This window comes from Marinobacter salexigens, assembly GCF_002806945.1.
GTDB lineage: Bacteria > Pseudomonadota > Gammaproteobacteria > Pseudomonadales > Oleiphilaceae > Marinobacter > Marinobacter salexigens.
In genome coordinates this window covers 580,750-604,254 of record NZ_NIHC01000001.1, presented here as the reverse complement: position 1 = coordinate 604,254, position 23,505 = coordinate 580,750, and the positions used below count along the sequence as shown (strand labels likewise).

At 54.8% G+C, this 23,505-nt stretch carries 23 protein-coding genes and 1 pseudogene; 15 read left to right on the top strand and 9 right to left on the bottom strand.

The features are described 5' to 3' along the window. Nucleotide 1: 1 nt before the first annotated feature. The 3 genes from CDH47_RS02810 to CDH47_RS02800 all read right to left on the bottom strand — a co-directional run bounded on the left by CDH47_RS02810 (nucleotide 2) and on the right by CDH47_RS02800 (nucleotide 3,148). Nucleotides 2–460, bottom strand: a complete 459-nt coding sequence (locus tag CDH47_RS02810) for a universal stress protein (RefSeq protein ID WP_100638297.1) — start codon at nucleotides 458–460, stop codon at nucleotides 2–4. Next, the gene (locus CDH47_RS02805) at nucleotides 450–2,051 is read right to left on the bottom strand and encodes a BCCT family transporter (RefSeq protein WP_100638296.1); all 1,602 of its coding nucleotides are present in this window, start codon (nucleotides 2,049–2,051) and stop codon (nucleotides 450–452) included. The genes CDH47_RS02810 and CDH47_RS02805 overlap by 11 nt, the downstream gene beginning before the upstream one ends. 179 nt (nucleotides 2,052–2,230) lie before the next feature. Then, nucleotides 2,231–3,148 carry an AEC family transporter gene (locus CDH47_RS02800; protein ID WP_100638295.1) on the bottom strand — a complete coding sequence of 306 codons (918 nt, stop codon included), beginning with the start codon at nucleotides 3,146–3,148 and terminating at the stop codon, nucleotides 2,231–2,233. Between the two features lie 187 nt (nucleotides 3,149–3,335). Between CDH47_RS02800 and CDH47_RS02795 the strand changes: the two genes are divergently transcribed. The 6 genes from CDH47_RS02795 to CDH47_RS02770 all read left to right on the top strand — a co-directional run bounded on the left by CDH47_RS02795 (nucleotide 3,336) and on the right by CDH47_RS02770 (nucleotide 8,929). After that, entirely contained in the window at nucleotides 3,336–3,785 is a 450-nt protein-coding gene (locus CDH47_RS02795) for a c-type cytochrome (protein ID WP_100638294.1), read from the top strand. Next, a complete protein-coding gene (locus tag CDH47_RS02790) occupies nucleotides 3,751–5,211 on the top strand; it encodes a cbb3-type cytochrome c oxidase subunit I (protein WP_420843654.1) in 1,461 nt (486 codons plus the stop codon). The genes CDH47_RS02795 and CDH47_RS02790 overlap by 35 nt, the downstream gene beginning before the upstream one ends. 66 nt (nucleotides 5,212–5,277) lie before the next feature. Next, nucleotides 5,278–6,246, top strand: a complete 969-nt coding sequence (locus tag CDH47_RS02785) for a 4Fe-4S binding protein (protein ID WP_100638292.1) — start codon at nucleotides 5,278–5,280, stop codon at nucleotides 6,244–6,246. 12 nt (nucleotides 6,247–6,258) lie between these two features. Continuing rightward, a complete protein-coding gene (locus CDH47_RS02780; protein ID WP_100638291.1) occupies nucleotides 6,259–8,082 on the top strand; it encodes a nitric oxide reductase activation protein NorD in 1,824 nt (607 codons plus the stop codon). 10 nt (nucleotides 8,083–8,092) lie between these two features. Continuing rightward, nucleotides 8,093–8,677 carry a cytochrome c oxidase subunit 3 gene (locus CDH47_RS02775; RefSeq protein WP_100638290.1) on the top strand — a complete coding sequence of 195 codons (585 nt, stop codon included), beginning with the start codon at nucleotides 8,093–8,095 and terminating at the stop codon, nucleotides 8,675–8,677. 12 nt (nucleotides 8,678–8,689) lie between these two features. Next, nucleotides 8,690–8,929, top strand: coding sequence for a cytochrome C oxidase subunit IV family protein (locus tag CDH47_RS02770; RefSeq protein ID WP_100638289.1), 240 nt, complete (start codon nucleotides 8,690–8,692; stop codon nucleotides 8,927–8,929). 329 nt (nucleotides 8,930–9,258) lie between these two features. Here CDH47_RS02770 and CDH47_RS02765 read toward each other — a convergent pair whose 3' ends face one another. Genes CDH47_RS02765 through CDH47_RS17650 form a run of 5 tightly spaced genes read right to left on the bottom strand, consistent with a single transcriptional unit; the run spans nucleotide 9,259 to nucleotide 12,918 of the window. Next, nucleotides 9,259–9,588, bottom strand: a complete 330-nt coding sequence (locus CDH47_RS02765) for a hypothetical protein (RefSeq protein ID WP_239985549.1) — start codon at nucleotides 9,586–9,588, stop codon at nucleotides 9,259–9,261. A gap of 10 nt (nucleotides 9,589–9,598) precedes the next feature. Continuing rightward, complete coding sequence (locus tag CDH47_RS02760) at nucleotides 9,599–10,387, bottom strand: CbbQ/NirQ/NorQ/GpvN family protein (protein WP_100638287.1); 789 nt, start codon at nucleotides 10,385–10,387, stop codon at nucleotides 9,599–9,601. Nucleotides 10,388–10,403: 16 nt separating this feature from the next. Continuing rightward, entirely contained in the window at nucleotides 10,404–11,105 is a 702-nt protein-coding gene (locus CDH47_RS02755) for a PhnD/SsuA/transferrin family substrate-binding protein (RefSeq protein ID WP_100638286.1), read from the bottom strand. A gap of 37 nt (nucleotides 11,106–11,142) precedes the next feature. Continuing rightward, complete coding sequence (locus CDH47_RS02750) at nucleotides 11,143–12,408, bottom strand: cytochrome D1 domain-containing protein (RefSeq protein WP_100638285.1); 1,266 nt, start codon at nucleotides 12,406–12,408, stop codon at nucleotides 11,143–11,145. Nucleotides 12,409–12,432: 24 nt separating this feature from the next. After that, a complete protein-coding gene (locus CDH47_RS17650; protein ID WP_239985548.1) occupies nucleotides 12,433–12,918 on the bottom strand; it encodes a c-type cytochrome in 486 nt (161 codons plus the stop codon). Between the two features lie 253 nt (nucleotides 12,919–13,171). On the opposite strand from CDH47_RS17650, the pseudogene CDH47_RS02740 reads away from it, so the two are divergent. The 8 genes and pseudogenes from CDH47_RS02740 to CDH47_RS02705 all read left to right on the top strand — a co-directional run. Beyond that, nucleotides 13,172–14,749: pseudogene (locus tag CDH47_RS02740) on the top strand (cytochrome D1 domain-containing protein); the annotation flags it as partial. Between the two features lie 29 nt (nucleotides 14,750–14,778). Beyond that, nucleotides 14,779–15,243 carry an AsnC family transcriptional regulator gene (locus CDH47_RS02735; protein ID WP_100638283.1) on the top strand — a complete coding sequence of 155 codons (465 nt, stop codon included), beginning with the start codon at nucleotides 14,779–14,781 and terminating at the stop codon, nucleotides 15,241–15,243. Next, a complete protein-coding gene (ahbB, locus tag CDH47_RS02730) occupies nucleotides 15,240–15,785 on the top strand; it encodes a siroheme decarboxylase subunit beta (RefSeq protein ID WP_161494472.1) in 546 nt (181 codons plus the stop codon). The genes CDH47_RS02735 and ahbB (CDH47_RS02730) overlap by 4 nt, the downstream gene beginning before the upstream one ends. Nucleotides 15,786–15,813: 28 nt before the next feature. After that, complete coding sequence (locus CDH47_RS02725) at nucleotides 15,814–16,257, top strand: Lrp/AsnC family transcriptional regulator (RefSeq protein ID WP_100638741.1); 444 nt, start codon at nucleotides 15,814–15,816, stop codon at nucleotides 16,255–16,257. Next, complete coding sequence (gene ahbB, locus CDH47_RS02720; protein WP_100638282.1) at nucleotides 16,232–16,756, top strand: siroheme decarboxylase subunit beta; 525 nt, start codon at nucleotides 16,232–16,234, stop codon at nucleotides 16,754–16,756. The genes CDH47_RS02725 and ahbB (CDH47_RS02720) overlap by 26 nt, the downstream gene beginning before the upstream one ends. Before the next feature lie 16 nt (nucleotides 16,757–16,772). Next, nucleotides 16,773–17,969 (top strand): heme d1 biosynthesis radical SAM protein NirJ, encoded by a 1,197-nt coding sequence (gene nirJ / locus CDH47_RS02715; protein WP_100638281.1) that lies wholly within the window; start codon nucleotides 16,773–16,775, stop codon nucleotides 17,967–17,969. A gap of 10 nt (nucleotides 17,970–17,979) precedes the next feature. Beyond that, entirely contained in the window at nucleotides 17,980–18,843 is an 864-nt protein-coding gene (gene cobA, locus CDH47_RS02710; RefSeq protein ID WP_100638280.1) for a uroporphyrinogen-III C-methyltransferase, read from the top strand. Between the two features lie 48 nt (nucleotides 18,844–18,891). After that, nucleotides 18,892–20,385, top strand: a complete 1,494-nt coding sequence (locus CDH47_RS02705) for a nitrite reductase (protein ID WP_100638279.1) — start codon at nucleotides 18,892–18,894, stop codon at nucleotides 20,383–20,385. A 23-nt stretch (nucleotides 20,386–20,408) separates the two neighbouring features. On the opposite strand, the gene CDH47_RS02700 is transcribed toward CDH47_RS02705, so the two are convergent. Next, a complete protein-coding gene (locus CDH47_RS02700) occupies nucleotides 20,409–22,535 on the bottom strand; it encodes a methyl-accepting chemotaxis protein (RefSeq protein WP_100638278.1) in 2,127 nt (708 codons plus the stop codon). 266 nt (nucleotides 22,536–22,801) lie between these two features. Here CDH47_RS02700 and CDH47_RS02695 point away from each other — a divergent pair, with 266 nt between their 5' ends. Next, entirely contained in the window at nucleotides 22,802–23,503 is a 702-nt protein-coding gene (locus CDH47_RS02695; RefSeq protein WP_100638277.1) for a Crp/Fnr family transcriptional regulator, read from the top strand. The last annotated feature ends 2 nt before the right edge of the window (nucleotides 23,504–23,505 follow it).

Below are 23,505 nucleotides of genomic sequence, written 5' to 3'. Positions count from 1 at the left end.
TCTAGACATCGCCATCAGCTTCTTCCGGCGCTTTCACCAAAGATGGCAGAATTAAAACGGCACAGCAGGCATTCACTGCCACATACTCCACTGTAGCCCGGCGCATTGGCCAGCGGCTACTGGCACCTTTGGATACAAGCACAAGCAAGTCCGCACCAATGTTTGCGGCCAGTGCCAGCAGCTTTTCACCAGGCGTGCCGGCAACAACATGCAGGCTGGCACTGTGCTTCATGGGCAGGTACTTTCGTGCCAGCAGGCTCAGGCTTTCCCTCACCTCGTTTTCCCGGTCTTCGGGAGCGTCTGTGGTTACATGGGGGAAGAAGCCCGCACCGCCAGGATTAAACACCGTGGCCAAATGCAACTCACTGCCTTCACCCATCAACCTTACGCCCTCCTCCAGCGCTCGCTTGCCTTCGCCAGCGTCTTCGTAATCGATGGCTAACAGTATTTTACGGTACATTCTGCCCCTCCTCTTTTGGCACAGCCTTGCCTTCCACTTCCGGGAAGACGCGCCCCTGCACAAGTTCGCTCACGGAATACCCGCGATGGTCGGCATTTAACGCCCTGAATAACGACACTGCCATAAATATCAGCAACACACAGAATGGCAGCCCCAACGACGTAATGACGTTCTGCAATGCATCCAGCCCGCCTGCCAGCAACAGGGTTGCTGCTATCACACCTTGGGCTGCGGCCCAGAAAATCCTCTGTCGCACCAGCGACGGTTGGTCCTCCCGGCGCGTAAGCATATCAATCACCAGAGAGGCAGAATCCGACGAGGTGGTGAAGAAAATTACGATAATGATGATGCTGAGCAGTGAGGCAATTTCCGCCAGAGGAAAAGCTTCGAGAAAGGCAAAAATAGCTACCGAAGGATCCTGCTGAACCTGCTCATACAAGGCCACTTGACCGTTCATTTCCACATTGATGGCAGAGAGCCCGAACACCCCGAACCACACCAGGGTAAACACGGTTGGCGCAAACAGCACGCCGGCCACAAACTCACGAATGGTCCTTCCCCGGGAAATCCGGGCAATAAAAATACCCACATAAGGCGCCCAGGTAATCGTCCAGGCCCAGTAAAACAGGGTCCACTGCCGCTGCCAGCCCGATTCGGCATAGGTTTGAGTCCAGAATGCCAGCCAAGGCAAAGCATCAAAGTAGTCTCCAATGCTCTGAACCATTCCCTCTGCAATAAATACTGTTGGGCCTACCACCAGCACAAACACTACTAATAATAAAGCCATCACAATATTGACCTGGGATAAACGGCGCACGCCCTTGTCCAGCCCCAGCGCCACCGATGTGGCAGCGATGCTGGTAATCACCGCTATCAGCAAAACCTGAATCCACCCGGTTGAAGGGATACCAAACAGATACGTGAGGCCGCTATTCAACTGCAAGGTGCCAAGGCCAAGGGAGGTGGCCACACCAAACAGAGTACCCAGCACCGCGATCACATCCACAGTCCAACCCAATGGCCCGTATATTCGATCGCCAAGCAGCGGGTAAAACAGGCTGCTGATGCGCATGGGCAATTGGTGCCTGTAGGCAAAATACGCAATCGCCAGTCCGGGCATGGCGAATATGGTCCAGGTGTGCAGGCCAAAGTGATACAGGGCTATGGTCATAGCATCACTGGCTGCGCGCTCACTGCCGGCGACAACACCCTCAAAGGGGGGATTGGCAAAGTGGGAAACCGGCTCGGCCACACCCCAGAACATCAAAATGGTACCAATGCCCGCCGCAAACAGCATGGTGAACCAGGTAAGGTTGGAGTAATCCGGTCGGGAGTCATCAGCGCCCAGGCGGATGCTGCCGTACCGACTGACCGCAAGCCCTAACAGGAAGAGTAAAAGTGAGGTAACAGAGAGGATGTAGAACCAACCAAGGTTTTGCGCCACCCAGCCCGTCAAAACGCCGAAGATAGCTGCAACGGCTTCATCAAATGGTATCGCAAGCAGCACAAACAGTGTCGCCACCCCTGCTGACGTAAAAAACACGCCCGGTATTGTCTGCAATCCAAGCTTGCGTTGCAGTCGCTCCAGCAAATCAAACCTCCCTGTGACGTTTACAAATGATAGGGTTACCCCCTACCATAACCAAAACAACCACACCCCGACAGACGTCAGATCAATAATACCCAGGACGAAATACGCTAGCTTATACGGCTTTCTGAAAACCCCGAAGCGATTTCCAGCAGGTGGACGAATCCTGGCCAGCCAGCACGCTAGAACGCCAGCGAAATCATCACCGGTATAAACACCAATGCAAACAGTGTTGATAGCATAACTGTCCCTGCGGTTTGCCGCGGGGATGTGTCCAGCAGGGTGGCAATAACAACCGTATTAGCTGCAATGGGAGTAATGGAAATCAGGAATATAGCCTTGTGCACTGCGGGCTCGTAGACTCCCAAAAACTGTGAGTCCAGCCACCAGAACATGGTCGCCAATACTGGCCAGGCCACAAACTTTCCGAAAAACGCCAGCGCGGTAAACCGTATATTACCCGCCAGTCCACGAAAACTGCTGATGCTCATGCCGATAATCATCATGCCCAGAATGCTATAGGCGCCACGCAGGTTATCGAACAGGGGGACAAACACATCGGGAATTCCAATACCCGAAAGATTCAGGGTTACTGCCGCCAGAAAGGCGTATACAGAAGGGAGCTTAGCAACCCGCAACAGGGAGTCTTTCAAATCATGCCGGCCGCGAGCAGCCAGGTAATACCCCACCGAACTTTCGAACAGAGTGACCCCCAACATACACACAATGTAGATCGCCAGTCCCTCTTCCCCGAACAATAGCAACGCAACAGGCACACCAAAATAACCCGTATTCCCCGAGCCCACACACAGGGGAATCATGCTGGCACTGCCATCAGTTAACACCCGACGCGCCAGCCTGAGATGCGCAACCGCCAGCGCCGCAGCAAAACCGAACACCAAAAATGGCAACAGGATCACTTCAGGCGAAAGCGGTGCGGTCATCACGCCGGAGAACACCACTGAGGGCGTAACAATGTAAAGCATGATGCCCGCAATATGTTTGCCACTGGCCTCCAGATAACGGCCAGCCACCCAGCCAAGAGCGACCGTGACATAAAGCGGAATCAGCTTGATAAACAACGCCAGTGCTGCGGTCATTTTTACTCCGGGCATTCGGGTTAAAAAAACAGGGCGCGAAGTCTACCACCTACCCCTACAGAGGTAACTCCCCAGCGCAGTAGTGTGATTTTCCGTCATGATTGATAATCATCAACAGCATTGCGAATACATCTTTATATCCTAGTAGGGCAGTCAGGTATTCCACAACGACCAAGGAGAGAGACCAATGGCCGAACGCTTTACCAAAAGCATGGCCAGAAACATATATCTGGGGGGGAGCACATTCTTCATCCTGCTGTTTCTGGTTCTGACTTTTGACACCCAATCGCGGGCAATGCCCGAGCGGGATAACAGGGATCAGCTTACCGAAGAGGTTGTCCGGGGCAAACACGTCTGGGAAAACAACAACTGCGTTGGCTGTCACTCCATCATGGGGGAAGGTGCATATTTTGCACCGGAACTTGCCAACGTATTTGACCGTCGCGGCGGTGGCAACAGCGAAGTTTTCAAGGCGTACATGAACGCCTGGATGAACGCCATGCCCACCAACGTGCCAGGGCGCCGGCAAATGCCTAATTTCAACCTGACCGACCAGCAAATCAACGACCTGTCGGAGTTCCTTGAGTGGACATCCAAGGTCGATGATAACGGCTGGCCACCCAACATCGAAGGTTAAGGGAGTAACTATGAAATACGAGTCTCAACGGGTTGCCATGCCCTACTTCATCTTTGCCTTGGTACTTTTCGCTGGCCAGATCGTGTTCGGCCTGGTGCTGGGCATGCAGTATGTGGTGGGTGATTTCCTGTTCCCGGAAATCCCTTTCAACGTTGCGCGGATGGTTCATACCAACCTGCTGATTGTGTGGTTGCTGTTCGGTTTTATGGGTGCCACCTACTACCTGGTGCCGGAAGAAGCACAAACCGAGCTATACAGCCCGCTGCTTGCCTGGATTCTTTTCTGGGTCTTCGCCGTTGCCGGTACGCTCACCATTCTTGGTTACCTGTTTGTGGATTACGCCACTCTGGCGGACATCACCATGAACAAGCTGTTGCCAACCATGGGGCGGGAGTTCCTTGAACAGCCAACAGTAACCAAGATAGGCATAGCCCTGGTGGTGGTCGGGTTCCTGTTCAACATCATGATGACTGCTCTGAAAGGCCGCAAAACCGTGGTCAACATTGTGTTGATCACCGGCCTGATTGGTTTGGCGGTACTCTGGCTGTTCTCCTTCTACAACCCAAGCAACCTGACCACTGACAAATACTTCTGGTGGTTTGTAGTACACCTGTGGGTTGAAGGCGTGTGGGAACTGATCATGGCTGCCATTCTGGCCTATGTGCTGATCAAGCTCACCGGCGTAGACCGGGAGGTTATCGAGAAGTGGCTGTATGTGATCATCGCCATGGCGCTGATTACCGGCATCATCGGTACAGGCCACCACTTCTTCTGGATTGGGCCACCTGAGTACTGGTTGTGGCTGGGCTCTGTGTTCTCTGCATTGGAACCCCTGCCGTTCTTCATGATGGTGCTGTTCGCCTTCACCATGATCAACCGGCGCAAGCGTAACCACCCGAACAAGGCCGCCATTCTCTGGGCCATGGGTACTGCGGTAATGGCGTTCCTGGGCGCAGGTGTATGGGGCTTTTTGCACACACTGGCACCTATCAACTATTACACCCACGGCACTCAGCTCACAGCGGCTCATGGCCACATGGCCTTCTACGGCGCCTATGTGATGATTGTGCTTACCATCATTTCCTACGCGGTGCCGATTATGCGCGGGCGACCCTACGGCAACAGTAACACTGCCCAGGTTGTGGAAATGTGGGGCTTCTGGTTAATGACCATATCCATGGTGTTCATCACCCTGTTCCTGACCGGTGCGGGCATCCTGCAGATCTGGTTGCAGCGTATTCCGGATAGTGGCGAAGCCCTGTCGTTCATGGCTACCCAGGACAACATCGCATTGTTCTACTGGGCGCGCATGATTGCCGGCTGCTTCTTCATGGCGGGTCTGGTGGTGTACTTCGGCAGCTTCTTTATCAAGGGACAAGCATCTTTTGACGAGGAAGTCCGCGGCGCTACTATTCAGGACGCATAAACCGGCGCCCTTAAAACCCACAGGGCCGGAAATCGTTTCCGGCCCTGTCTACCCCGGAACCATACTGTGACCGTGCAGCAAGCAAACCCCAAGGACACACTCCAGAACAAGCGCCTGTTCACTCGCGCTGCGTTTTTTGGGCTGTTCCTGCTGGCACCGGTACTGAATATTTTTCGCTATGACTTAACGGAAGCCCGATTTGTACTGCTGGGCTTTCCGCTTTCGTTCAACCTGAATCTCGACTGGGTGGTGCAAAGTTCCCCTGCGGACGTCGCCAGCCAGGTTTTGCTGTGGTTCATCCTTCCCATTCTTGTTCTGGTCCCCCTTGTGCTCTGGGTTGCCTGGAAATGGGGCCGCATCTACTGCGGTTGGCTGTGCCCACATTTTTCTGTAGTGGAAACCATCAACGATCTGATGACCCGTATTACGGGCCGCCCGACACTTTGGGAGGCCCTGAAGAAAGGCCGTCGCGGCAAGGTTATCCATTGGATGGGGCTGACTCTGGCTTGCAGCCTGATTGGCTTTTCCTGGGCTTTGGCGATGCTATCTTACCTGTTGCCACCTATCCCGTTATATTCAGACCTGATAACGGGCAACCTGAGTTTTTACCCCGCTATCTTTCTGACCATAGCAACCACCGTGTTTACTCTCGACTTCCTGTTCGCACGGCATCTGTTCTGCAAGTACGGCTGTGCTTTTGGTGTGGTGCAAAGCATTGCCTGGATGACCCATGGCCGGGGTCAGTTAGTTACTTTTGATACGACCCGCGCCGCAGCCTGTCGTGACTGCACCAAGGCCTGCGACGAAGCCTGCCCCATGCGACTGCCTACTCGCAGTCACAAGCGGGCAAAGTTCTCCTGCACTCAGTGCCTGCAATGTGTGAGCGCTTGCCGTGAAGTACAAAAAAACAACCCGGAAGGCAGTCTGCTGCAATGGCAACCAGGCGAGCCCAGCCGGCAAACAATTCTGATTCCTGTTCGTCAATTAACCACCGGCCAGCGACGTGACAGCAAGCCTGTCAGTACGCAGGCCTAAAAGGAACTCGAAATGGAAGAGTGGGTCGGCTACAAATGGCATGAGTACATTACTCGCCAGGCTCTGGGTGAGTTCCCCGAGCACGCCGTTTACCTGAAAGACGAAGCCCGCAGCCTGGGCATTGTATTCCGCGCCTTCGGGGGCGACCCGGCGCTCAGCCTGGTCACCGCAGAGCCCCGACACTTTCGCCTGCGTCGCAAGTTTCTGCACAAACTTGCGGGAACACACCGCAAATTTGAACTGGCATGGCGTGATGACCAGAACCTGCGGCTGCCTGAGAGAGTAGCCCGGTTCCCGTCCAGGCAGTTAAACCGGGATCTCTATATTTGGCTGGCTGCGCTTGCGGCTACTCCGGCACCGGCAGAAACCGATTGGTTTACCGGAAACCAGGCCCTGGTGCAGGATGTTCTTGCACGCTGGCCGGGGCTGGAAAATGTTTACCAGCGCCTGGTCAAGCATGTTTTGTACTGGCGCCCCGACCCCGACAGCCTGACCGACGCTGAGGCTATCCGCGAACAGGCCATCTGCCAGGCACTGATTCACCCGGGCAGCGTACCTGTTTTACCCTCAGCCGACACTGACCCCTGGCCCGTCATCCTTTGGCTATACCCTGCTCTTGAACAGGGAACAACCAGCGGGCAGGTAACCGGCGATGAAGATACTCAATCGAGCCCGGGCGGCCTGACGAAAAAGAACAAGCGCAAGCAGGCAGAACGGGTGGAAGCCTTTGACCGCGATCAGGGTTTGATGATCTTCCGGCTGGAGAGCCTGTTCTCCTGGACTGAATTCATTCCGGTTGACCGGGCGGGCGACGACACCGACGAAGAAGATGCCGAAGCCGTTGCGAACGATATGGACATGATTTCCGTATCCAACGACCGCAAAGAAGCCTCATCGGCGATCAAGTTTGATCTGGATTTGCCCTCGGAAGAGCACGACGACCTGCACCTTGGCCCTGGCATACACTTGCCGGAATGGGACTGGCGCAGCCAAAGCTACCGTGAAGCCTTCTGCTGCTTACAGCCCCTGCTGGCGAAGGACGCCGTGCCCGCCGAGCTTCCCGAAGTTTTGCGCCGACCCGCAAAGCGCTTGCAGCGTCAGTTCAGTGCCCTGAAACCGCTCAAGCAATGGCAAAAGAGACAGATGGATGGCGACGAACTGGATCTTGACGCTTGCCTTGAACGGGAAGTGCAACACCGGCGTGGCCAAGGTGTAATAGACCAGAAGCTGTTTCGCCGCTGCCAGCAGAGTCAGCGGGATCTTGCCTGCCTGGTGCTGGCGGATATATCGCTTTCTACCGAAACCTACATCAACAACCACCAGCGCGTTATCGACGTTGCCCGCGATGGCCTGCAATTGCTCAGTGAGGCCTTGCAGGCCAGCCGCGACCCATTTGCCCTGTTCGCATTTTCATCCCGTCGCCGTGACCACGTAAGATTCCACCATCTGAAAAGCTTTGATGAGCCCTATACCAACACCATTCGTGGGCGCATTCAGGCGCTGGAACCCGGCTTCTATACCCGCATGGGCGCCGCTATCCGGCAGGCGACAAAACTGCTGGAAACCCGGCATGAGCATCAGAAAATCCTGTTATTGCTGACCGATGGAAAGCCTAACGACCTGGATATCTACGAGGGGCGCTATGGCGTGGAAGACACTCGCATGGCGGTGCAGGAAGCTCAAAAAGCCGGGCTGACGCCGTTCTGTGTCACCATTGATGACGAGGCCAGTGAGTACCTGCCCTACGTGTTTGGCAGCAGCAACTTTGTGGTTATCCGCGACCCGGCTCAGCTGCCTGTACAGCTACCCAAACTCTACCTGAACCTCACCCAGTAACAGGAGCGATATGACTCACCTTAACCTTGCTCCAGAAACCGATACCCGCCAGCTTCCCGGCGATATTGCCGTGTGGATCTTCATTTTCGCCGAGCTGGCGGTGTTCGGCATCATGTTCATCGGCTTTGCCGTTGCCCGCAGCCTGGACCCGGCTACCTTCCACGCTGGCCGCGAGGCTCTGCATCCGATAATAGGGTTGATCAATACCGCAGCGCTGATCACAGCCAGCTATTTCGTCGCAACTGCGGTTCATCAACTCCGCCAAAAGCTACCTGGTGTGCAATGGCGCCTGTGGTTAGCCATTGCGGTTTCCTGCATTTACACAGTAGGCAAGATGTACGAGTACGTGAACCTGTATAGCCAGGGCTATAACCTGGGTACAGACACGTTTTTCATGTTCTACTTTTTCCTGACTTTTTTTCACTTCATGCATGTCATTCTGGGGCAGGTCATTCTGGTTGTTCTGGCCGTTAAGGTCGGCAACGGTGACTACGACGGCTCGGATATGAATGGCATGGAGTCCGGTGCCTGCTACTGGCACATGGTAGATCTGGTGTGGCTGGTGCTGTTTCCGATGATTTACGTACTGGCCTAGGGAGGATTTGGGATGCTGACTGTCTATTTTGCGCTGATGATTTGCACGGCTTTGCCGGTGATTGCCTTAAAGGTCGGTATCGGGCCTGAGTTTCTGGCCTGGCTGGTATTCGGTATGGTGATTGTGAAATCCATGTTGCTGGTGGATCACTTCATGGAGATGAAGAATGCACCTCGCGGCTGGAGGGTGATTGCCCAGTCCTGGGCGCCGGTGGTTATTGTTGCGGTTGCTGGGTTTCACACGATCACATAGATATAGTTTGACTTCGCGATAGCATCAGGGGGGAAGTAGTATCCAAAACACGCTCCTTGCGGCACATCCATGTGACGCTTGGGCTCCGCCATCCATGGCTCCGCACAGTTTTGGATACTACTTCCCCCCTGATGCTTCCAACATTGGAGTTGAGATCAAACGCCTTAAACAAGTGAGGCTGATGAAACTGCCAAGGTTAGATTGCACTGGCGGGGCCGGCCTCTCAAAACTGTGCGGAGCCATGGATGGCGGAGCCAAGCGTACACGGACGTATTAACAGCGTGTTTTGAGAGGCCGGCCCCGCCAGTGCTCCCCTCCAACTCTCAGGCTTACAGCCACTTAGCCGGAAAATAAGGCATCTTCTCAGACATAGCCTGCGCCAGAGAAATCATTCCCCACAGCACAAACCCTGTGTGTAACGCGATTGCCCAAACCAGAGCAAAGGTTCCGAAATGGCCAACATCGCCGAAGAACATCCAGCTAATGAGAACGCCTGAGCTGATCAAGACAAAACCAATCAGCGACATGAACATAGCCGCACGGGTATGGGCCCTGCGAAGTTCATTTGTTCCTGAACTGTTAATAAAAAGCCAGAGCAAAATCACAAAACTGATCACCGGAATTGCCAACAAGTTCAGCAAATACCAGACAACGGGCACAACTGCCCCGCTAGCGGGTTTCTTCCTGCCGCCCGAATACTGCATATACCACCTCCATCAATGAAATAACTGTTGCTTCGTCATCAGACAATGGTTCGATCATGCCTGCACGGCAGGCTTCTGCCGCTGGCAGACCAGCGCGTATCAATAACGCTGTATGTATCAGCAGCCGGGTTGATGCGGCTTCTTCCAGATCGTGGTCTTTCAGGTTGCGCAAGGCAGTCGCAAGGCTCACCAGCTGCTTTGCAAGGTCGCTGGTGCAACCGGACTCTTCCTTCACAATGGTTTGCTCTGCCTCTTCCAAGGGGTAATCAAACCGCAGTGATACAAATCTCTGGCGGGTACTGGGTTTCATGCCTTTGAGCAGGCTCTGGTAACCCGGATTGTAGGAAACCACCAACATAAAGCCCGGTGCTGCGGTGAGCAGTTCGCCGGTGCGCTCTATGGGCAATTCCCGGCGGTCGTCTGCCAGTGGGTGCAGCACGACCGTGGTGTCTTTCCGGGCTTCTACCACTTCGTCCAGATAGCAGATGCCGCCTTCACGCACGGCACGGGTCAGTGGGCCGTCCTGCCAATAGGTGCCTTCCGGGCCTATCAGGTGGCGGCCAACCAGATCGGCAGCGGTCAGGTCGTCGTGGCAGGCTACCGTGTAAACCGGCCGGTTGAGCTTTTCGGCCATGTAGCGCACAAACCGGGTTTTACCGCAGCCTGTGGGGCCTTTGATCAGAACCGGCAGGCCGTTATCGGCGGCTGCCTGGAACAGTTCTATTTCATTACCAACGGGCTGGTAAAACGTCATCTATCACAATCCTCTGTTACTCATCGTCGATTCTGGCAAAGCCATGAACCCATTCAGGAAAAACGGCAAACATCTGTTTGTCTGCGACTCGTTCCAGTTGACCCAGAGCTTCCTCACAGGCCAGCGCCTGTTTACTCCAGGCTTTACCCCGGTACCAGCCAACTGTTGTGACCGGATCACCTTGCCAGGTGATGACCAAATCCCGGCTCTCAAGAAACTGACCAACAAATCCTGCCTCGGAAACTGCAGCATGGGTGTTGTTGTGCAAGAGAAGACCCAGTGCTGAACTGAAGTCTCCCGATTCGTATATGGCTTCCGGTTTCGGATGCACGCCCACAGCTTCCAGTGCTGCATGGGGCAGGGTTGACCCCAGCGGATCCTGGCCGGCTACTGTCGCCAGGTCGCGACCCTCAAGCTCCGACAGTGCAGGGACTCCCGAGGTTCTGCGGGTTATCCAGGCCGGGCGGGGCCAGTGGCCATCCAGGCTCGTTGCACTCAAAACTGCCGGTTTCCGCTCGGCTTGAACTGTATAGCGGAACATCAATGCCACTTCGCCGGGTTCATTGTCGAAGCGAATCTCGGCGGCGCAACCCTGCCCTCGCAGGTAACGGCTGAGGCGATAAGCCGCAACATCTGTGACTCGCGTGACTGAATCAATGGATAACACAACAACCGGCTCAGATTCTTCAGCCGCTATGGCGACCGGCATACCGCACATCAGCACCGCCAACGCTGATGCGCAGGCACAACTGAAGCTATAGCCCAAGCACATGAGCTCGGCTTGTAAAGAAAATACCACTGGGCTTGACCGCTTCCAGTTCGGCAACCGGCTCCAGTGTTTGGGTGTTGTAAACCGTTACCCGATTACTGTCTCTGGACGATACCCAGACTTCCTCACCCCGCGGAGTGAACTCCATGTGCAACACTGCCTTGCCAGGCTCCAGTGTGCGAATGACTTTTCGGGTCTGGGAGTCAATCACCTGAACCACATCATTTTTCGGGTGTGCAAAGCTGACCCAGATTCTCCTGTTATCCGGGCTGGCCATCACAAAAACCGGCTGGCCTTGTACCGGCACCTTATCAACCAGTGACCAGTCATTCATATCGGCCACTAACACCTGATGGTGCCCAACTGCAGGCACAAAGGCTCTGCCATCGGCAACTGTCCAGCCCTCAAGGTGCGGCATTTTGTAGACTGGGAGTTGCTGTTCACCCTTGCCGTAATTCGGCAGAATTTCTGTCACACCAGCGTCGGTGTCCCAAAGATCCAGCATGGAAAGACCATCCTCTCCAAACAAACCCGCAATGTAGTAACGTCCGTCAGGGGTGATCATGGAATCGTACGGTGCTTTCCCGGCATCAAAGCGCGTCACTTCAGGCGCGCCACCGGTACCGTCTTCCGGCATATCCAGAATCCAGATCTGCCCCGCATCAAACAGGCTGAACACGAAACGATTGCCCGGAGCATCTACCAGACCAACCGTTTTGGATTGCGCGATTTCACCGTTTCCCCGGGTATAGGTAGCAGGGATATCGGCAACCAATTCCAGCGTTTTGCTATCGAAAACCTTCACTCCCCCCGGGTCGTAATTGGACACAGCAACATAGCGGCCATCCTGAGAGATAGCGCCTCCAATGCTGTTGCCAGATTGGATAACTCTTCCGACGATAGATTGGGTAAGCAGGTCCACTTTGGTGAGGCCACCGTCACGACCAAACACGAAGCCATAGCGAGCATCTCTGGAATACACAACAGATGCATGAGAAAGATCGCCCAGCCCTTCAATGCGATTGATAACGCTTCGACTGGTTGTGTTGATAACCAGCAACGAGCCGGTTGCACGTTCAATAATCAGGCCCAGATCGCCAGTGCCCATTAAACTGTCGGTTTCAGTTGCCGATGCTGCGCTTTGCGCCCCCCCATCAGGACCGGGAATAGAAAGAGCCTGGCATCCACTCACCAGTACCACAAAAAAAGACAGCAACAACACACGCTTCGCACAGCGGGTTATCCAAGACATCTGGCACATCCTCCGGGCTAATTATCAGGGCGAGACCAGCTTGCCGGCCTTTAATTGATGACTGATCCACACAATATCGGCTGGGGCCAGTAGCGGCTTCCAAGGGGGCATTGCAGTGCCAGGAATACCTTCGCGGATTATGGCGGCGATGGCTGCTTCCGGCAGGTGGTTCAGGTTTTCAGGTCGTAATGGCGGGCCCAAGCCACCTTTGAGCGTCAATCCATGGCAGGAACCGCAGTCCTGAATCACAAAGTTTTCAAGGTCAGCCAGGTTTTTTGAAGGCGCCAACTGCTCGCCCGCCGACAGCAAAGGTGGTGCAAAAAACAGCATCCCCGACACTATTATGGTGCCAACCTGAAGCCTGCCTTTACCCCTTCCGGAACCGTTCACAGTTCGTTTTCTCCCATGCCCCTGTAGCGGGTTTACAACATGATGATGCAGCCGATCCAATGCATCTTTGATATTGGTTAAAAACCCTTTCAGCCACAACAACTCTTTGGTTATACCCATGGGTGGGTACTCACTGGACAAATAACATATATCTGATTTTAATCAATGTTCATCAGGGTAAAGAAGAGAAACCTTACAACACTCTTAACTCAAAGGAGAGAGCCTGATGAGAGCAACCAACCCATTCCTGAAACCACTGGCGATTGCCGTGGCTGTGGCGTCGCTCGGCGTAATGAGCGTAAACGCTGCACCAAAACACGCCGACCCGACTTCAACCGCCTATGAAGGCACCCCCAGCCCCATTGACGCAAGTACCGCGAAGGTAGTCCGCTCCCCCGGAGCCCCGGATCTTACTGATGCAGAATTTGAACAAGCAAAGCAAATCTACTTCCAACGCTGCGCTGGCTGCCACGGTGTTCTGCGTAAAGGCGCCACAGGTAAAGCACTGACTCCGGATATCACACAGGAGCGCGGTATCGATTATCTGAAAGCGTTCATCAGCTATGGTTCCCCCGCCGGCATGCCCAACTGGCTGACCTCCGGTGACTTTGACGAAGAAACCGTGGAGCTGATGGCCAAATACATCATGCACGAGCCGCCCATGCCTCCCGAGTTCAGCCTGGCCGACATGAAAGAAACCTGGGAAGTGATCGTGCCACCGGAAGACCGGCCCAAAAAGCAGATGAACGATCTGGATCTGGAGAACATCTTCAGTGTCACCCTGCGCGATGCGGGCCAGATAGCCCTGATTGACGGCGACTCCAAGGACATCGTGAAAATCATCGATACCGGTTACGCGGTACACATATCGCGGATGTCTGCCTCTGGCCGCTACGTAATGGTTATCGGCCGCGACGCTCTGATCAACATGATCGACCTGTGGATGGAAGAGCCACAAACCGTTGCCAAGATCAAAGTGGGCATGGAAGCACGTTCTGTTGAGACCTCAAAGTACAAGGGCTGGGAAGACAAGCTCGCCATTGCAGGTACCTACTGGCCGCCACAGTTCGTCATCATGGATGGCGATACCCTGGAGCCCAAGAAAATTGTAAGCACCCGCGGCATGACTGTGAGCAAGCAGGAGTATCACCCTGAGCCACGTGTTGCGGCCATTGTTGCTTCCCACGAGCACCCTGAGTTCATCATCAACGTAAAAGAAACCGGCAAAATCCTGCTGGCAAACTACGAAGATCTGGACAACATGAACATCACCTCCATCAATGCTGCAGAATTCCTGCACGATGGTGGTTGGGATGCCAGCATGCGTTACTTCCTGACGGCAGCCAACAACTCCGACAAGATTGCGGTTGTTGATGCCAAGGACCGTAACCTTGAGGCGCTTATCGATGTTGGCAAAATCCCTCACCCGGGTCGTGGTGCCAACTTTGTAGACCCGGAGCATGGTCCTGTCTGGGCAACGTCTCACTTGGGCGACCCCACCATCCAGTTGATCGGTACCGACCCGGAAGGCCACCCGGACAAAGCCTGGAAAGTGGTCCGCACGGTTAACGGTCAAGGTGGCGGCTCGCTGTTCGTGAAAACCCATCCAAAGTCCACCAACCTGTGGGTAGACACTGCGCTTAACCCTGCCGAAGCAGTGAGCCAGAGCATAGCTGTATTCGATATCAACAACTTCGATGCAGGCTACAAAGTGCTTCCGATTGCCGAGTGGGCCGACCTTGGTGAAGGTCCCAAGCGTGTGGTACAGCCGGAATACAACAGGGCAGGCGATGAAGTCTGGTTCTCTGTCTGGAACACTCAGGACAAGAACTCCGCCATTGTTGTGGTTGATGACAAGACACGCGAGCTGAAGGAGGTGATCAAGGGCGACTACATGATCACTCCGACCGGCAAGTTCAACACATACAACACCCAGAACGACGTGTATTGATCCCGGCACCGACCCGGAGGAGACGAGCCATGAGACTGGATCATACGGATCAGCAACTGATCAATCACTATCAACGGCACTTGCCGGTGTGTGAGCGACCCTATCTGGAGATGTCCCGGCAACTGGGCATTTCCGAGCAGGAGGTCATTGAGCGGTTGCAATCGTTACAGTCTCGCGATGTCGTCGGCCGGGTCGGGCCGGTGTTTGAACACAGCCGGGCAGGTGCAAGCTTGCTGGCTGCCGTGGCAGCGCCGGAAGAGCAAATGGATCTGGTAGCTGCCCGCATCAATCGTGCTCCGGGGGTAAATCATAACTACGCCCGGGAGCACACCTACAACCTCTGGTTTGTCATGACCGCGCCGGATTATGAACTGCTGGATGAGCATCTCGACGAACTGGAACAGGAACTGAAATTGCCCATGCTTCGCCTACCCATGGTTGAGGGCTATCACATTGACCTGGGCTTCGACATCGACTGGGAGGCTTTGCCATGAGCCAGCCTTTATCAGCCAACCATTTGGCCGTGGGCTCTCCGAACTCAGCTATAAGCGAGATAAGTGCCTGGGGGCTGTTACGCCTAAGACAGCAACTCGAGCAGGGGTTACCGCTTGTACCCCGCCCCTATCTGGCACTTTCCGAACGCACTGGCCTCTCCGAACAGGAAGTGATGAGCGCCATTTCCCAGTGGCAGGAGCAGGGCCTGATCAAACGCTTCGGGCTTGTGGTAAAACACCGCACCCTGGGCTACACCGCCAACGCCATGGTGGTCTGGGACGTTCCCGACGAACAAGTAAGTACATTGGGTAAAACCATGGCCGACGTACCATTTATCACTCTTTGCTACCAACGCCCCAGAAGACTTCCGGACTGGCCTTACAACCTTTTCTGCATGATTCATGGAACCAATCGCGAACGCGTACTGGCACAACTCGACAGCCTGATTGCAGACCACAACCTTCAGCATATTCAGCATGCCGTGTTGTTCAGTAACAAAGCCTACCGGCAGCGTGGAGGGCGTTATGTCAGCCACGACTGAATCCCGACGCCTGGCCCCGGTTGCAGACCTGAGCCCGATTGAGAAAGTCCTGATAAACCGTTTACAACACGGTTTACCCCTTGTTCGCCACCCTTTCGCGGCTGTTGCAGATGAGCTGAATCTCAAAGAGCAGCAAATCCTCGATACAGTGAAAAAACTGCTCTCTGAAGGCGTACTGACTCGCTTTGGCCCCATGTTCCACGCCGGCGAAATGGGCGGCGCTCTAACGCTGGCCGCCATGCGCATTCCAGAAGCGGATTTTGAACGGGTTACCGAGCAGGTAAACAGCTTTGATGAAGTGGCTCACAACTACCGTCGTGAGCACGACCTGAACATGTGGTTTGTATTGGCAACTGAAACCCAAAGCGCCATTGCCAGCACCATCAGAGCCATAGAAGACACCACCGGCTACCCGGTTTACAACATGCCAAAGGAGCAGGAGTTCCATGTCCACCTCCACTTCACTGTCTGATGCGGCAACACCAAAAGACTTCGCAATGACAGAACGCGACCGCGAACTGATTCTTGCCACCCAGGCCGGCCTGCCCCTGGTATCCGACCCATGGGCTGAGTTAGGCAAGCAGCTGGGCATGGACGCCAACGAGGTGCTTGCCCGCTTTCAGGCTATGCAACAAGCCGGCGTAATACGCCGCGTTGCCGCAGTGCCCGATCACTACCGCCTGGGTTATCGATACAACGGCATGACCGTGTGGGACGTTGCTGATGATCGCATCGCTGAGCTAGGCGCCGCCATCGGTGAACTGCCTTTTGTAAGCCATTGCTATCGGCGCCCGCGCCACCTGCCCTACTGGTCGTTCAACTTGTTTGCCATGGTGCACGGCACCACCCGGGAAGAAGTAGAGGACAAAGCGGCCCGGATTCGTGCCGTGCTGGGCGCAGATTGCCAGCAGCACACCATTCTTTACAGCTCGGCCATTTTGAAGAAAACCGGCCTGCGGCTGCGCAAATAACGCAAGGGGAAGCACTATGTTCAGAATGACCCGCTACATAAAAAGCCTGATGAATCCGGCCCCGGTGAGAGCCATCCCCAAACCCTCCGGCCCGGTGGTGATCTGGAACCTGATCCGTCGCTGCAACCTCACCTGCAAACACTGCTATTCGATTTCTGCCGATATCGACTTCAAAGGTGAACTGAGTACCGATGAAGTCTACACGGTGATGGACGACCTCAAAGCCTTCGGCGTTCCTGTGCTGATTCTTTCCGGCGGCGAGCCATTAATGCGGCCGGATATTTTCGACATTTCACGCCGCGCCAAAGACATGGGTTTTTACGTGGGCCTGTCGAGTAACGGCACCCTGATTACCAAAGACAACATCCAGCAGATTGCCGATGCCGGCTACGATTACGTGGGCATCAGCATAGACGGCCTGGAAAAAACCCACGACGAATTCCGCCAGAAAAAAGGTGCCTTTGCTGCCTCCATGGAAGCCGTCAAGCTGTGCAAGGATGTGGGCATCAAGGTGGGGCTGCGCTTCACACTCACCCAGGACAACGCTGCTCAGCTGCCAGACATGCTGAAAATGCTCGACGAGCATGACATCGACAAATTCTACCTCTCGCACCTGAACTACTCCGGCCGAGGTGGTCGTAACCGCAAGCGCGATGCCTGGTATGACATGACCCGGGATGCCATGAACCTACTGTTCAACCACTGCCACGAAGAACTGAAACGCGGCATCGAGCGGGAATACGTCACAGGCAACAACGACGCCGATGGCCCTTTCCTCCTCCAGTGGGCAGCGGAACACTACCCGGATCAGGTACCGGCTCTGGAACAGCGGCTGGTTAACTGGGGCGGAAACTCCTCAGGCCAGAACGTCTCCAACATCGACAACCTGGGCGTTGTGCATCCCGATACCTTCTGGTGGGACTACAACCTTGGCAACGTACGTGAAAAGCCGTTTTCACGGATCTGGTCAGAAGCCAGCGATGAGCTGATGCAAGGTTTCCGGCAGAAACCACGACCTGTGAAAGGCCGCTGCGCCCAGTGCCAATACCTGGCTATCTGCAACGGCAACACCCGGGTCAGGGCTTACAACGTTTCCGGTGATTTCTGGGAGGAAGATCCCGGCTGTTATCTCACCAACGAAGAGATTGGTGTTATCGACATGCCCAGGCGCGTTACCGCCCCGGTGGTCGAAATCCCGGTCAATAATCTGTAAGGAACGCATCATGACCATCAGCCAGAGAAAGAAATGCCTGGTAGAGTTCCAGTTGGCGGAACAACCCTTGCGAGCGGGTGAAGTTGCCATTGTCGGCGCCGGCCCTGGTGATCCCGGCCTGCTGACACTTCGAGCCCTGATGTTGATTCAACAGGCAGATGCCATCGTTTACGACCGACTGGTGTCGCCACAGATCATGGAACTGGTGAACCCTGCCGCCGAGCGAATCCACGTGGGGAAAGCCAGCGGCTGTCACTACGTAGCCCAGGAAGATACCAACGAGCTTCTGGTGCAGTTAGCGGTAAAGCAACGTCGCGTCGTGCGATTAAAAGGCGGCGACCCATACATTTTCGGGCGTGGTGGTGAAGAAGCCGAATTTCTGGTGGATAACGCCATCGATTTTCTGGTCGTGCCCGGCATTACCTCTGCAGCCGGCTGCGGCTCTTATTGCGGCATCCCACTCACACACCGGGATTACGCACACAGCGTGACCTTCGTAACCGGGCATCGCAAAGCTGACCATGCCCTGGACCTGAACTGGAAAGTTCTGGCGGCACCAAACCAGACCTGCGTGTTTTACATGGGCCTGCACAACGCACCCACGATTGTGCGCGAGCTGATGGCCCAAGGCCAGTCCGGCGACTGCCCGGTGGCGCTGATAGAGCGTGGCACAACCCCGCAACAGCACATGGCCGTAACCACACTGAAAAACCTTGAAGAAACCATCAAAATGGAAGGTTTCCAGCCACCCACACTGATCATTGTTGGCGAGGTTGTACAGCTGGCTGAAAAACTCGCGCAACCCGCCCAGGCAGGCTGGAACAGCGCATTAATTGCACCCGCGGCTGTCACTGCGACACAACGGCCCGCATAAGCACTACAAGCCTGAAAACCATTGCCAACGCTCCAAACTGGAAACTCGATGCAACAGACTCTGAAAACCCTGATGCTGACCGCAGGCCTGCTGGCCTCACCCCTGATATCTGCCAACACAGACGCACAGACAGAAGCTCTGTATCAACAACACTGCGCAAGCTGCCATGGTAGCGACAGGCTTGGCGGCATGGGCCCGGCCTTACTGCCAGACAACCTCTCGCGTCTGAAAAAAGATCAGGCTGAAGACGCAATTCGTAAAGGTCGACCCGCCACCCAGATGCTTGCGTTCGCCGACGTACTGAACGACCAATCCATCACCGCCCTGGCTGAATATATTTACCAGCCACCAGCAAAAGAACCTGTTTGGGGCAAAAACGAAATTGCCACCAGCCATTTGCTGCCGCACCCGTTCGGCTCGCTCCCGGACACGCCGGTTTATGATGCCGACATGATGAACCTGTTCCTGGTGGTGGAAATCGGTGACCATCACGTTACCCTGCTGGACGGCGACAGAATGGAGCCCATCCACCGATTCGCCAGCCGCTACGCATTACACGGCGGTCCCAAATACAGCCCGGATGGCCGCTACGTTTATTTCGGTTCCCGCGATGGCTGGATCACCAAGTACGACCTCTACAATCTGAAAGTGGTTGCCGAAATCCGCGCGGGCATCAACATGCGTAACATTGCTGTCTCTGCCGATGGCGATCACGTAATGGCGGCCAACTACCTGCCCCACACGCTGGTCTTGTTCGATGCAGACAATCTCGAGCTGCTGGAAATCATCCCGGTTGAAAACGACGCCAAAGAAAGCTCAAGGGTAAGCGCCGTTTACGCAGCTCCGCCCCGGGACAGCTTTATTGCCGCGTTGAAGGACATACCCGAAGCCTGGGAGATCACCGTAGAAAACGACCGGGCAAAGGTACGCAGAATGCAAACCGACACCTGGCTTGACGACTTTTTCTTCGACCCCGGTTACCAGCACCTCATCGGCGCAGCGCGTGATGGCAAACACGGCCTGGTGATCAACATGGATACCGGAAAAACCACCGCCGACCTACCCCTGCCCGGCATGCCCCATTTGGGCTCCGGCATCACTTGGGACTACCAGGGCACACGGGTAATGGCGACCCCTCACTTCCGCGCAGGCGCGGTTTCCATCATCGACATGGACACCTGGAAAGTGATCAAAACCCTGGAAACAGCCGGCCCCGGATTCTTCATGCGCAGCCACGAAAACTCACGCTACGCCTGGGTAGACGTCTTCTTTGGCCCCAACAAGGATAAAGTCCATGTGATTGATAAAAAGACGCTGGAAATTGTAAAAACCCTCCAGCCCACACCAGGAAAAGTCGCGGCCCACGTTGAGTTCGACCGTTACGGTAAAAAACTCTTGTTGAGCATCTGGGACAACGAGGGCGCTGTAATCGTCTACAACGCAGATACCCTGGAGGAAGAAAAGCGGATCCCGATGAACAAACCCTCGGGAAAATACAATGTGTGGAACAAGATAAATTACGAGGAAGGAACGAGCCACTAGCGAACCAGTGGCTCCAACCTGGCTCAGGTTTTCAATCGGTTCAATTCACTGTCGAGAATTTCAACTTCCTGGTCGAGGGACTGACCACTGCTCCTTACCCGCTGGGCAAGTTCGCGTAGATCGCTGGCGGCATCACCGATGGTGGTCAGGTTGCGGTTAATTTCCTCGCTGACCGAACTTTGTTCTTCCGCAGCCGTTGCTACCTGAGTTACATGCTCCACAATCGTTCCGATACGTGCGACCACGGCCGCCAATGAGTGATCCGCCTCGCGAGTGCCATCAACGGCGTTGGTGGCCCGATCAACACCTCCATTGATAACAGATACGGCCTGATGCACATCTTGCTGCAAGCCCTCGATCATCTGACTGATTTCATCGGTTGATTGTTGTGTGCGCGAAGCCAGTGTGCGCACTTCATCTGCGACCACCGCAAACCCGCGCCCTTGCTCTCCAGCCCGCGCAGCCTCTATAGCAGCATTCAGCGCCAGAAGGTTGGTTTGCTCGGCAACACTTCGGATCACATCCAAAATACGATTGATCTCCTCACTGCGATTGGCGACCTGGCCAATGGCCTCACTTGCTTCACCCATTTCACCAGCCAAGGCATCCACTCCTTCAACAGCGGTGCCAAGTGTTTCCTGGGTAAAACGAATCCCGTCCTGCGCCTGACGAGCGTTGTCTGCCGATTCTCCCGCAAAACCTGCCACCTCGCTGGCCGCCGCCGACATTTCATTCATTGCAGCAACCACGCTGTCCACTTCACGGTATTGTCTTGCTGTATTCTCTTCTGTTTCCAAGGCAATTGCGCCAACATCTGCCGCTTGTTGGTGCACCCGAACGTTGACCGCCTTAAGGTCTGTGATCATTTCCCGCAGTCGCGCGAGGAACGTATTAAACCCGCTGGCAAGATCAATCAGCTCAGCGTGGGTATCTATAACAAGCTCACGTGTCAGGTCGCCCTCGGAGCTGCTCAGGTTATTCATCCGGTCACGTATCTCATCCAATGGCCGGATCACTGAGCGAACCATAACAATCAAACCCAGTAGCGACAGAATTGACACCGCTATGCCCACAAACATTTGACGCTGAGCCGTTGCTGAAATCTCATTCGCAAGCAGTGCGGTAATTTCGCCCAATTGAGCCAAGGCGGCGGCTCGTGGCAATTCAATCAACAACGACCAGCTGCTGCCCGTGCCCGCCAGCCGCACCGGAAACGACACTGCCAGTGTTTCTCCATCATCATAGCGCCCGCCTTTACGATGCAGCTCCATCAACTCACCTGCCAACTCAGGAGCACGCTCGGTAAAGGGCCGGCCCAAGGCGTCTTCATAGTGGCTGGCTGCAACAATCAAACCCTGGCTACTCAGCAGAGTGACCCGTGACTGTCCGCTGTAAAGCTGCTGACTTACCCGCTGAACTGTTTCCTGAAGGCTATTCAGATTGATATCAACGCCAACCACGCCAGCAAAGGTAGCGCCATTCATGACCGGCACTACCAGAGTTGTCATCAATTCGCTGTAGCCTTCAACAATTTCATAATCGTAGGGTTCCAGAACGCAGGCCGCTTTGGTATCCATCGGGCACAGGTACCACTCCGATTCCCGTGCGCCAAACTCATTCAGGGTTTCATCGTACTTCTCGGCAACATCTTCGGTGGGGTCAAAGTGGATCTGCCCCTCTTCGTCTCGGTAGTAATAGATCTCCAGGGTACCGACCGGGCTACTGTATTCTTCAACTCCGCCGGTAAAATACCGATCCTGACCATCGTAGGCATCTGGCTCAAACTGTGCGTAAATTCCACCAAGCCCTTGTTCTGCAACCAGCACCGCGCGCACGGTATCCGATAAGGCGCTTCTGCTGAGCCTCCCCGAGCTATCTGCCTTTATGTTCTCTTCAATAATGCTGCTCACCACCTCGGGCGTTTTCAGCGCTGCGGTAAGTTGGCCACTGACCTCCTCTCCGTATTCGCCTGCGGTCGCTGACAAGCGATCCATCACAATACCTTGCACCAGCGCGCTGGTTTCCGAGGTAAGGCGACTCTCCATCTGGCTTAGAGACACCTGCGCTGTAATCATCATGCTGACACCCAGCACCAGCAACAGGCTGATAACCAAAGCGTACAGCTTGAACTTAAGGGAAAGCTTGCTCATATTTCGAATAACCTATTCAGGGCCAATGATCCATTAGCGCCACAATGGGATGTAACGTAATACCTATAGCACAACTATAACTGTGGCTATCGGCTGAAGCCTTGGGCACTTGAAGGCTGAGGGGGATTTTTTCCAAATAAGCCTGATCCGAAAAAAGCTTCTGAAGCTGCTTATCGAATGAATGAAAAAGCCTTAATGATTTAAGTCATTTCCTGTAGCCTCTCTCTGTTAGGATAATTGACACATATTCCAATGGCGACCACCCAATGACCCGCAGCTCGAGACCCAAACTGTCCTCATCCCCCTGCATGCTGGGAGACGACAGTCCAGACATCATTCAGTATGAGACAGCGCCACAATCAACAGCCCTGCTTAATGGACTGAGCCGCGTATTTGGAATAAGACTGGCCGATAATCAGGACACCCCTGAAACCCGGTTTTTAAGCGATCTGACGCGATTATTTCACCAGCGCAGGGTAGATGCCGAAGCGCAGCTGGAAAAACACGATACTCCCTGGGCGAATGTTTATCTCATTCAGCACGGTATCATGCGCCTGTTCAGAGAAGCTCCCAATGGTAAGGTCGCGATACACCATTTCTTTACCGAAGGGGATATGGTCTGGCCAGTGTTTGGCCGCAGCCGCACAGTGCGCAACACTCTCTGTCTCACCACAGTCACACCTGCCACAGTATGGGTTGCCGACTTTGCAGCTTTCCGTACCGCTATTCACGCCCATGGCGATGGCATCTGGCCAAAGTTTGCAATGGCGCTCACTGAAGAATTGGCAGAACTTACCAGCATGCGGGAATTCCGCAAACACACCATGTCCGCCAAAGAGCGCTATCAATTGCTGCTTGAAGAATACCCGGAGCTGGTAAAGCGAGTACCGGACAACCAGCTTGCCTCATGGCTAGGCGTTGTACCTGCAACCTTCTCCCGGCTCAAAACTGGTGCGATAAAGGGATAACA

What these genes read in the sequence shown, in the direction of transcription:
- CDH47_RS02810 (WP_100638297.1), bottom strand. Translation starts at nt 460, where the DNA reads ATGTACCGTAAAATACTGTTAGCCATCGATTACGAAGACGCTGGCGAA.
- CDH47_RS17650 (WP_239985548.1), bottom strand. Translation starts at nt 12,918, where the DNA reads ATGGGTATAACCAAAGAGTTGTTGTGGCTGAAAGGGTTTTTAACCAAT.
- CDH47_RS02750 (WP_100638285.1), bottom strand. Translation starts at nt 12,408, where the DNA reads ATGTCTTGGATAACCCGCTGTGCGAAGCGTGTGTTGTTGCTGTCTTTT.
- CDH47_RS02795 (WP_100638294.1), top strand. Translation starts at nt 3,336, where the DNA reads ATGGCCGAACGCTTTACCAAAAGCATGGCCAGAAACATATATCTGGGG.
- CDH47_RS02760 (WP_100638287.1), bottom strand. Translation starts at nt 10,387, where the DNA reads ATGACGTTTTACCAGCCCGTTGGTAATGAAATAGAACTGTTCCAGGCA.
- CDH47_RS02755 (WP_100638286.1), bottom strand. Translation starts at nt 11,105, where the DNA reads ATGTGCGGTATGCCGGTCGCCATAGCGGCTGAAGAATCTGAGCCGGTT.
- cobA (WP_100638280.1), top strand. Translation starts at nt 17,980, where the DNA reads ATGACCATCAGCCAGAGAAAGAAATGCCTGGTAGAGTTCCAGTTGGCG.
- ahbB (WP_100638282.1), top strand. Translation starts at nt 16,232, where the DNA reads ATGTCCACCTCCACTTCACTGTCTGATGCGGCAACACCAAAAGACTTC.
- nirJ (WP_100638281.1), top strand. Translation starts at nt 16,773, where the DNA reads ATGTTCAGAATGACCCGCTACATAAAAAGCCTGATGAATCCGGCCCCG.
- CDH47_RS02695 (WP_100638277.1), top strand. Translation starts at nt 22,802, where the DNA reads ATGACCCGCAGCTCGAGACCCAAACTGTCCTCATCCCCCTGCATGCTG.
- CDH47_RS02735 (WP_100638283.1), top strand. Translation starts at nt 14,779, where the DNA reads ATGAGACTGGATCATACGGATCAGCAACTGATCAATCACTATCAACGG.
- CDH47_RS02800 (WP_100638295.1), bottom strand. Translation starts at nt 3,148, where the DNA reads ATGACCGCAGCACTGGCGTTGTTTATCAAGCTGATTCCGCTTTATGTC.
- CDH47_RS02705 (WP_100638279.1), top strand. Translation starts at nt 18,892, where the DNA reads ATGCAACAGACTCTGAAAACCCTGATGCTGACCGCAGGCCTGCTGGCC.
- CDH47_RS02700 (WP_100638278.1), bottom strand. Translation starts at nt 22,535, where the DNA reads ATGAGCAAGCTTTCCCTTAAGTTCAAGCTGTACGCTTTGGTTATCAGC.
- CDH47_RS02780 (WP_100638291.1), top strand. Translation starts at nt 6,259, where the DNA reads ATGGAAGAGTGGGTCGGCTACAAATGGCATGAGTACATTACTCGCCAG.
- ahbB (WP_161494472.1), top strand. Translation starts at nt 15,240, where the DNA reads ATGAGCCAGCCTTTATCAGCCAACCATTTGGCCGTGGGCTCTCCGAAC.
- CDH47_RS02790 (WP_420843654.1), top strand. Translation starts at nt 3,751, where the DNA reads ATGATAACGGCTGGCCACCCAACATCGAAGGTTAAGGGAGTAACTATG.
- CDH47_RS02775 (WP_100638290.1), top strand. Translation starts at nt 8,093, where the DNA reads ATGACTCACCTTAACCTTGCTCCAGAAACCGATACCCGCCAGCTTCCC.
- CDH47_RS02770 (WP_100638289.1), top strand. Translation starts at nt 8,690, where the DNA reads ATGCTGACTGTCTATTTTGCGCTGATGATTTGCACGGCTTTGCCGGTG.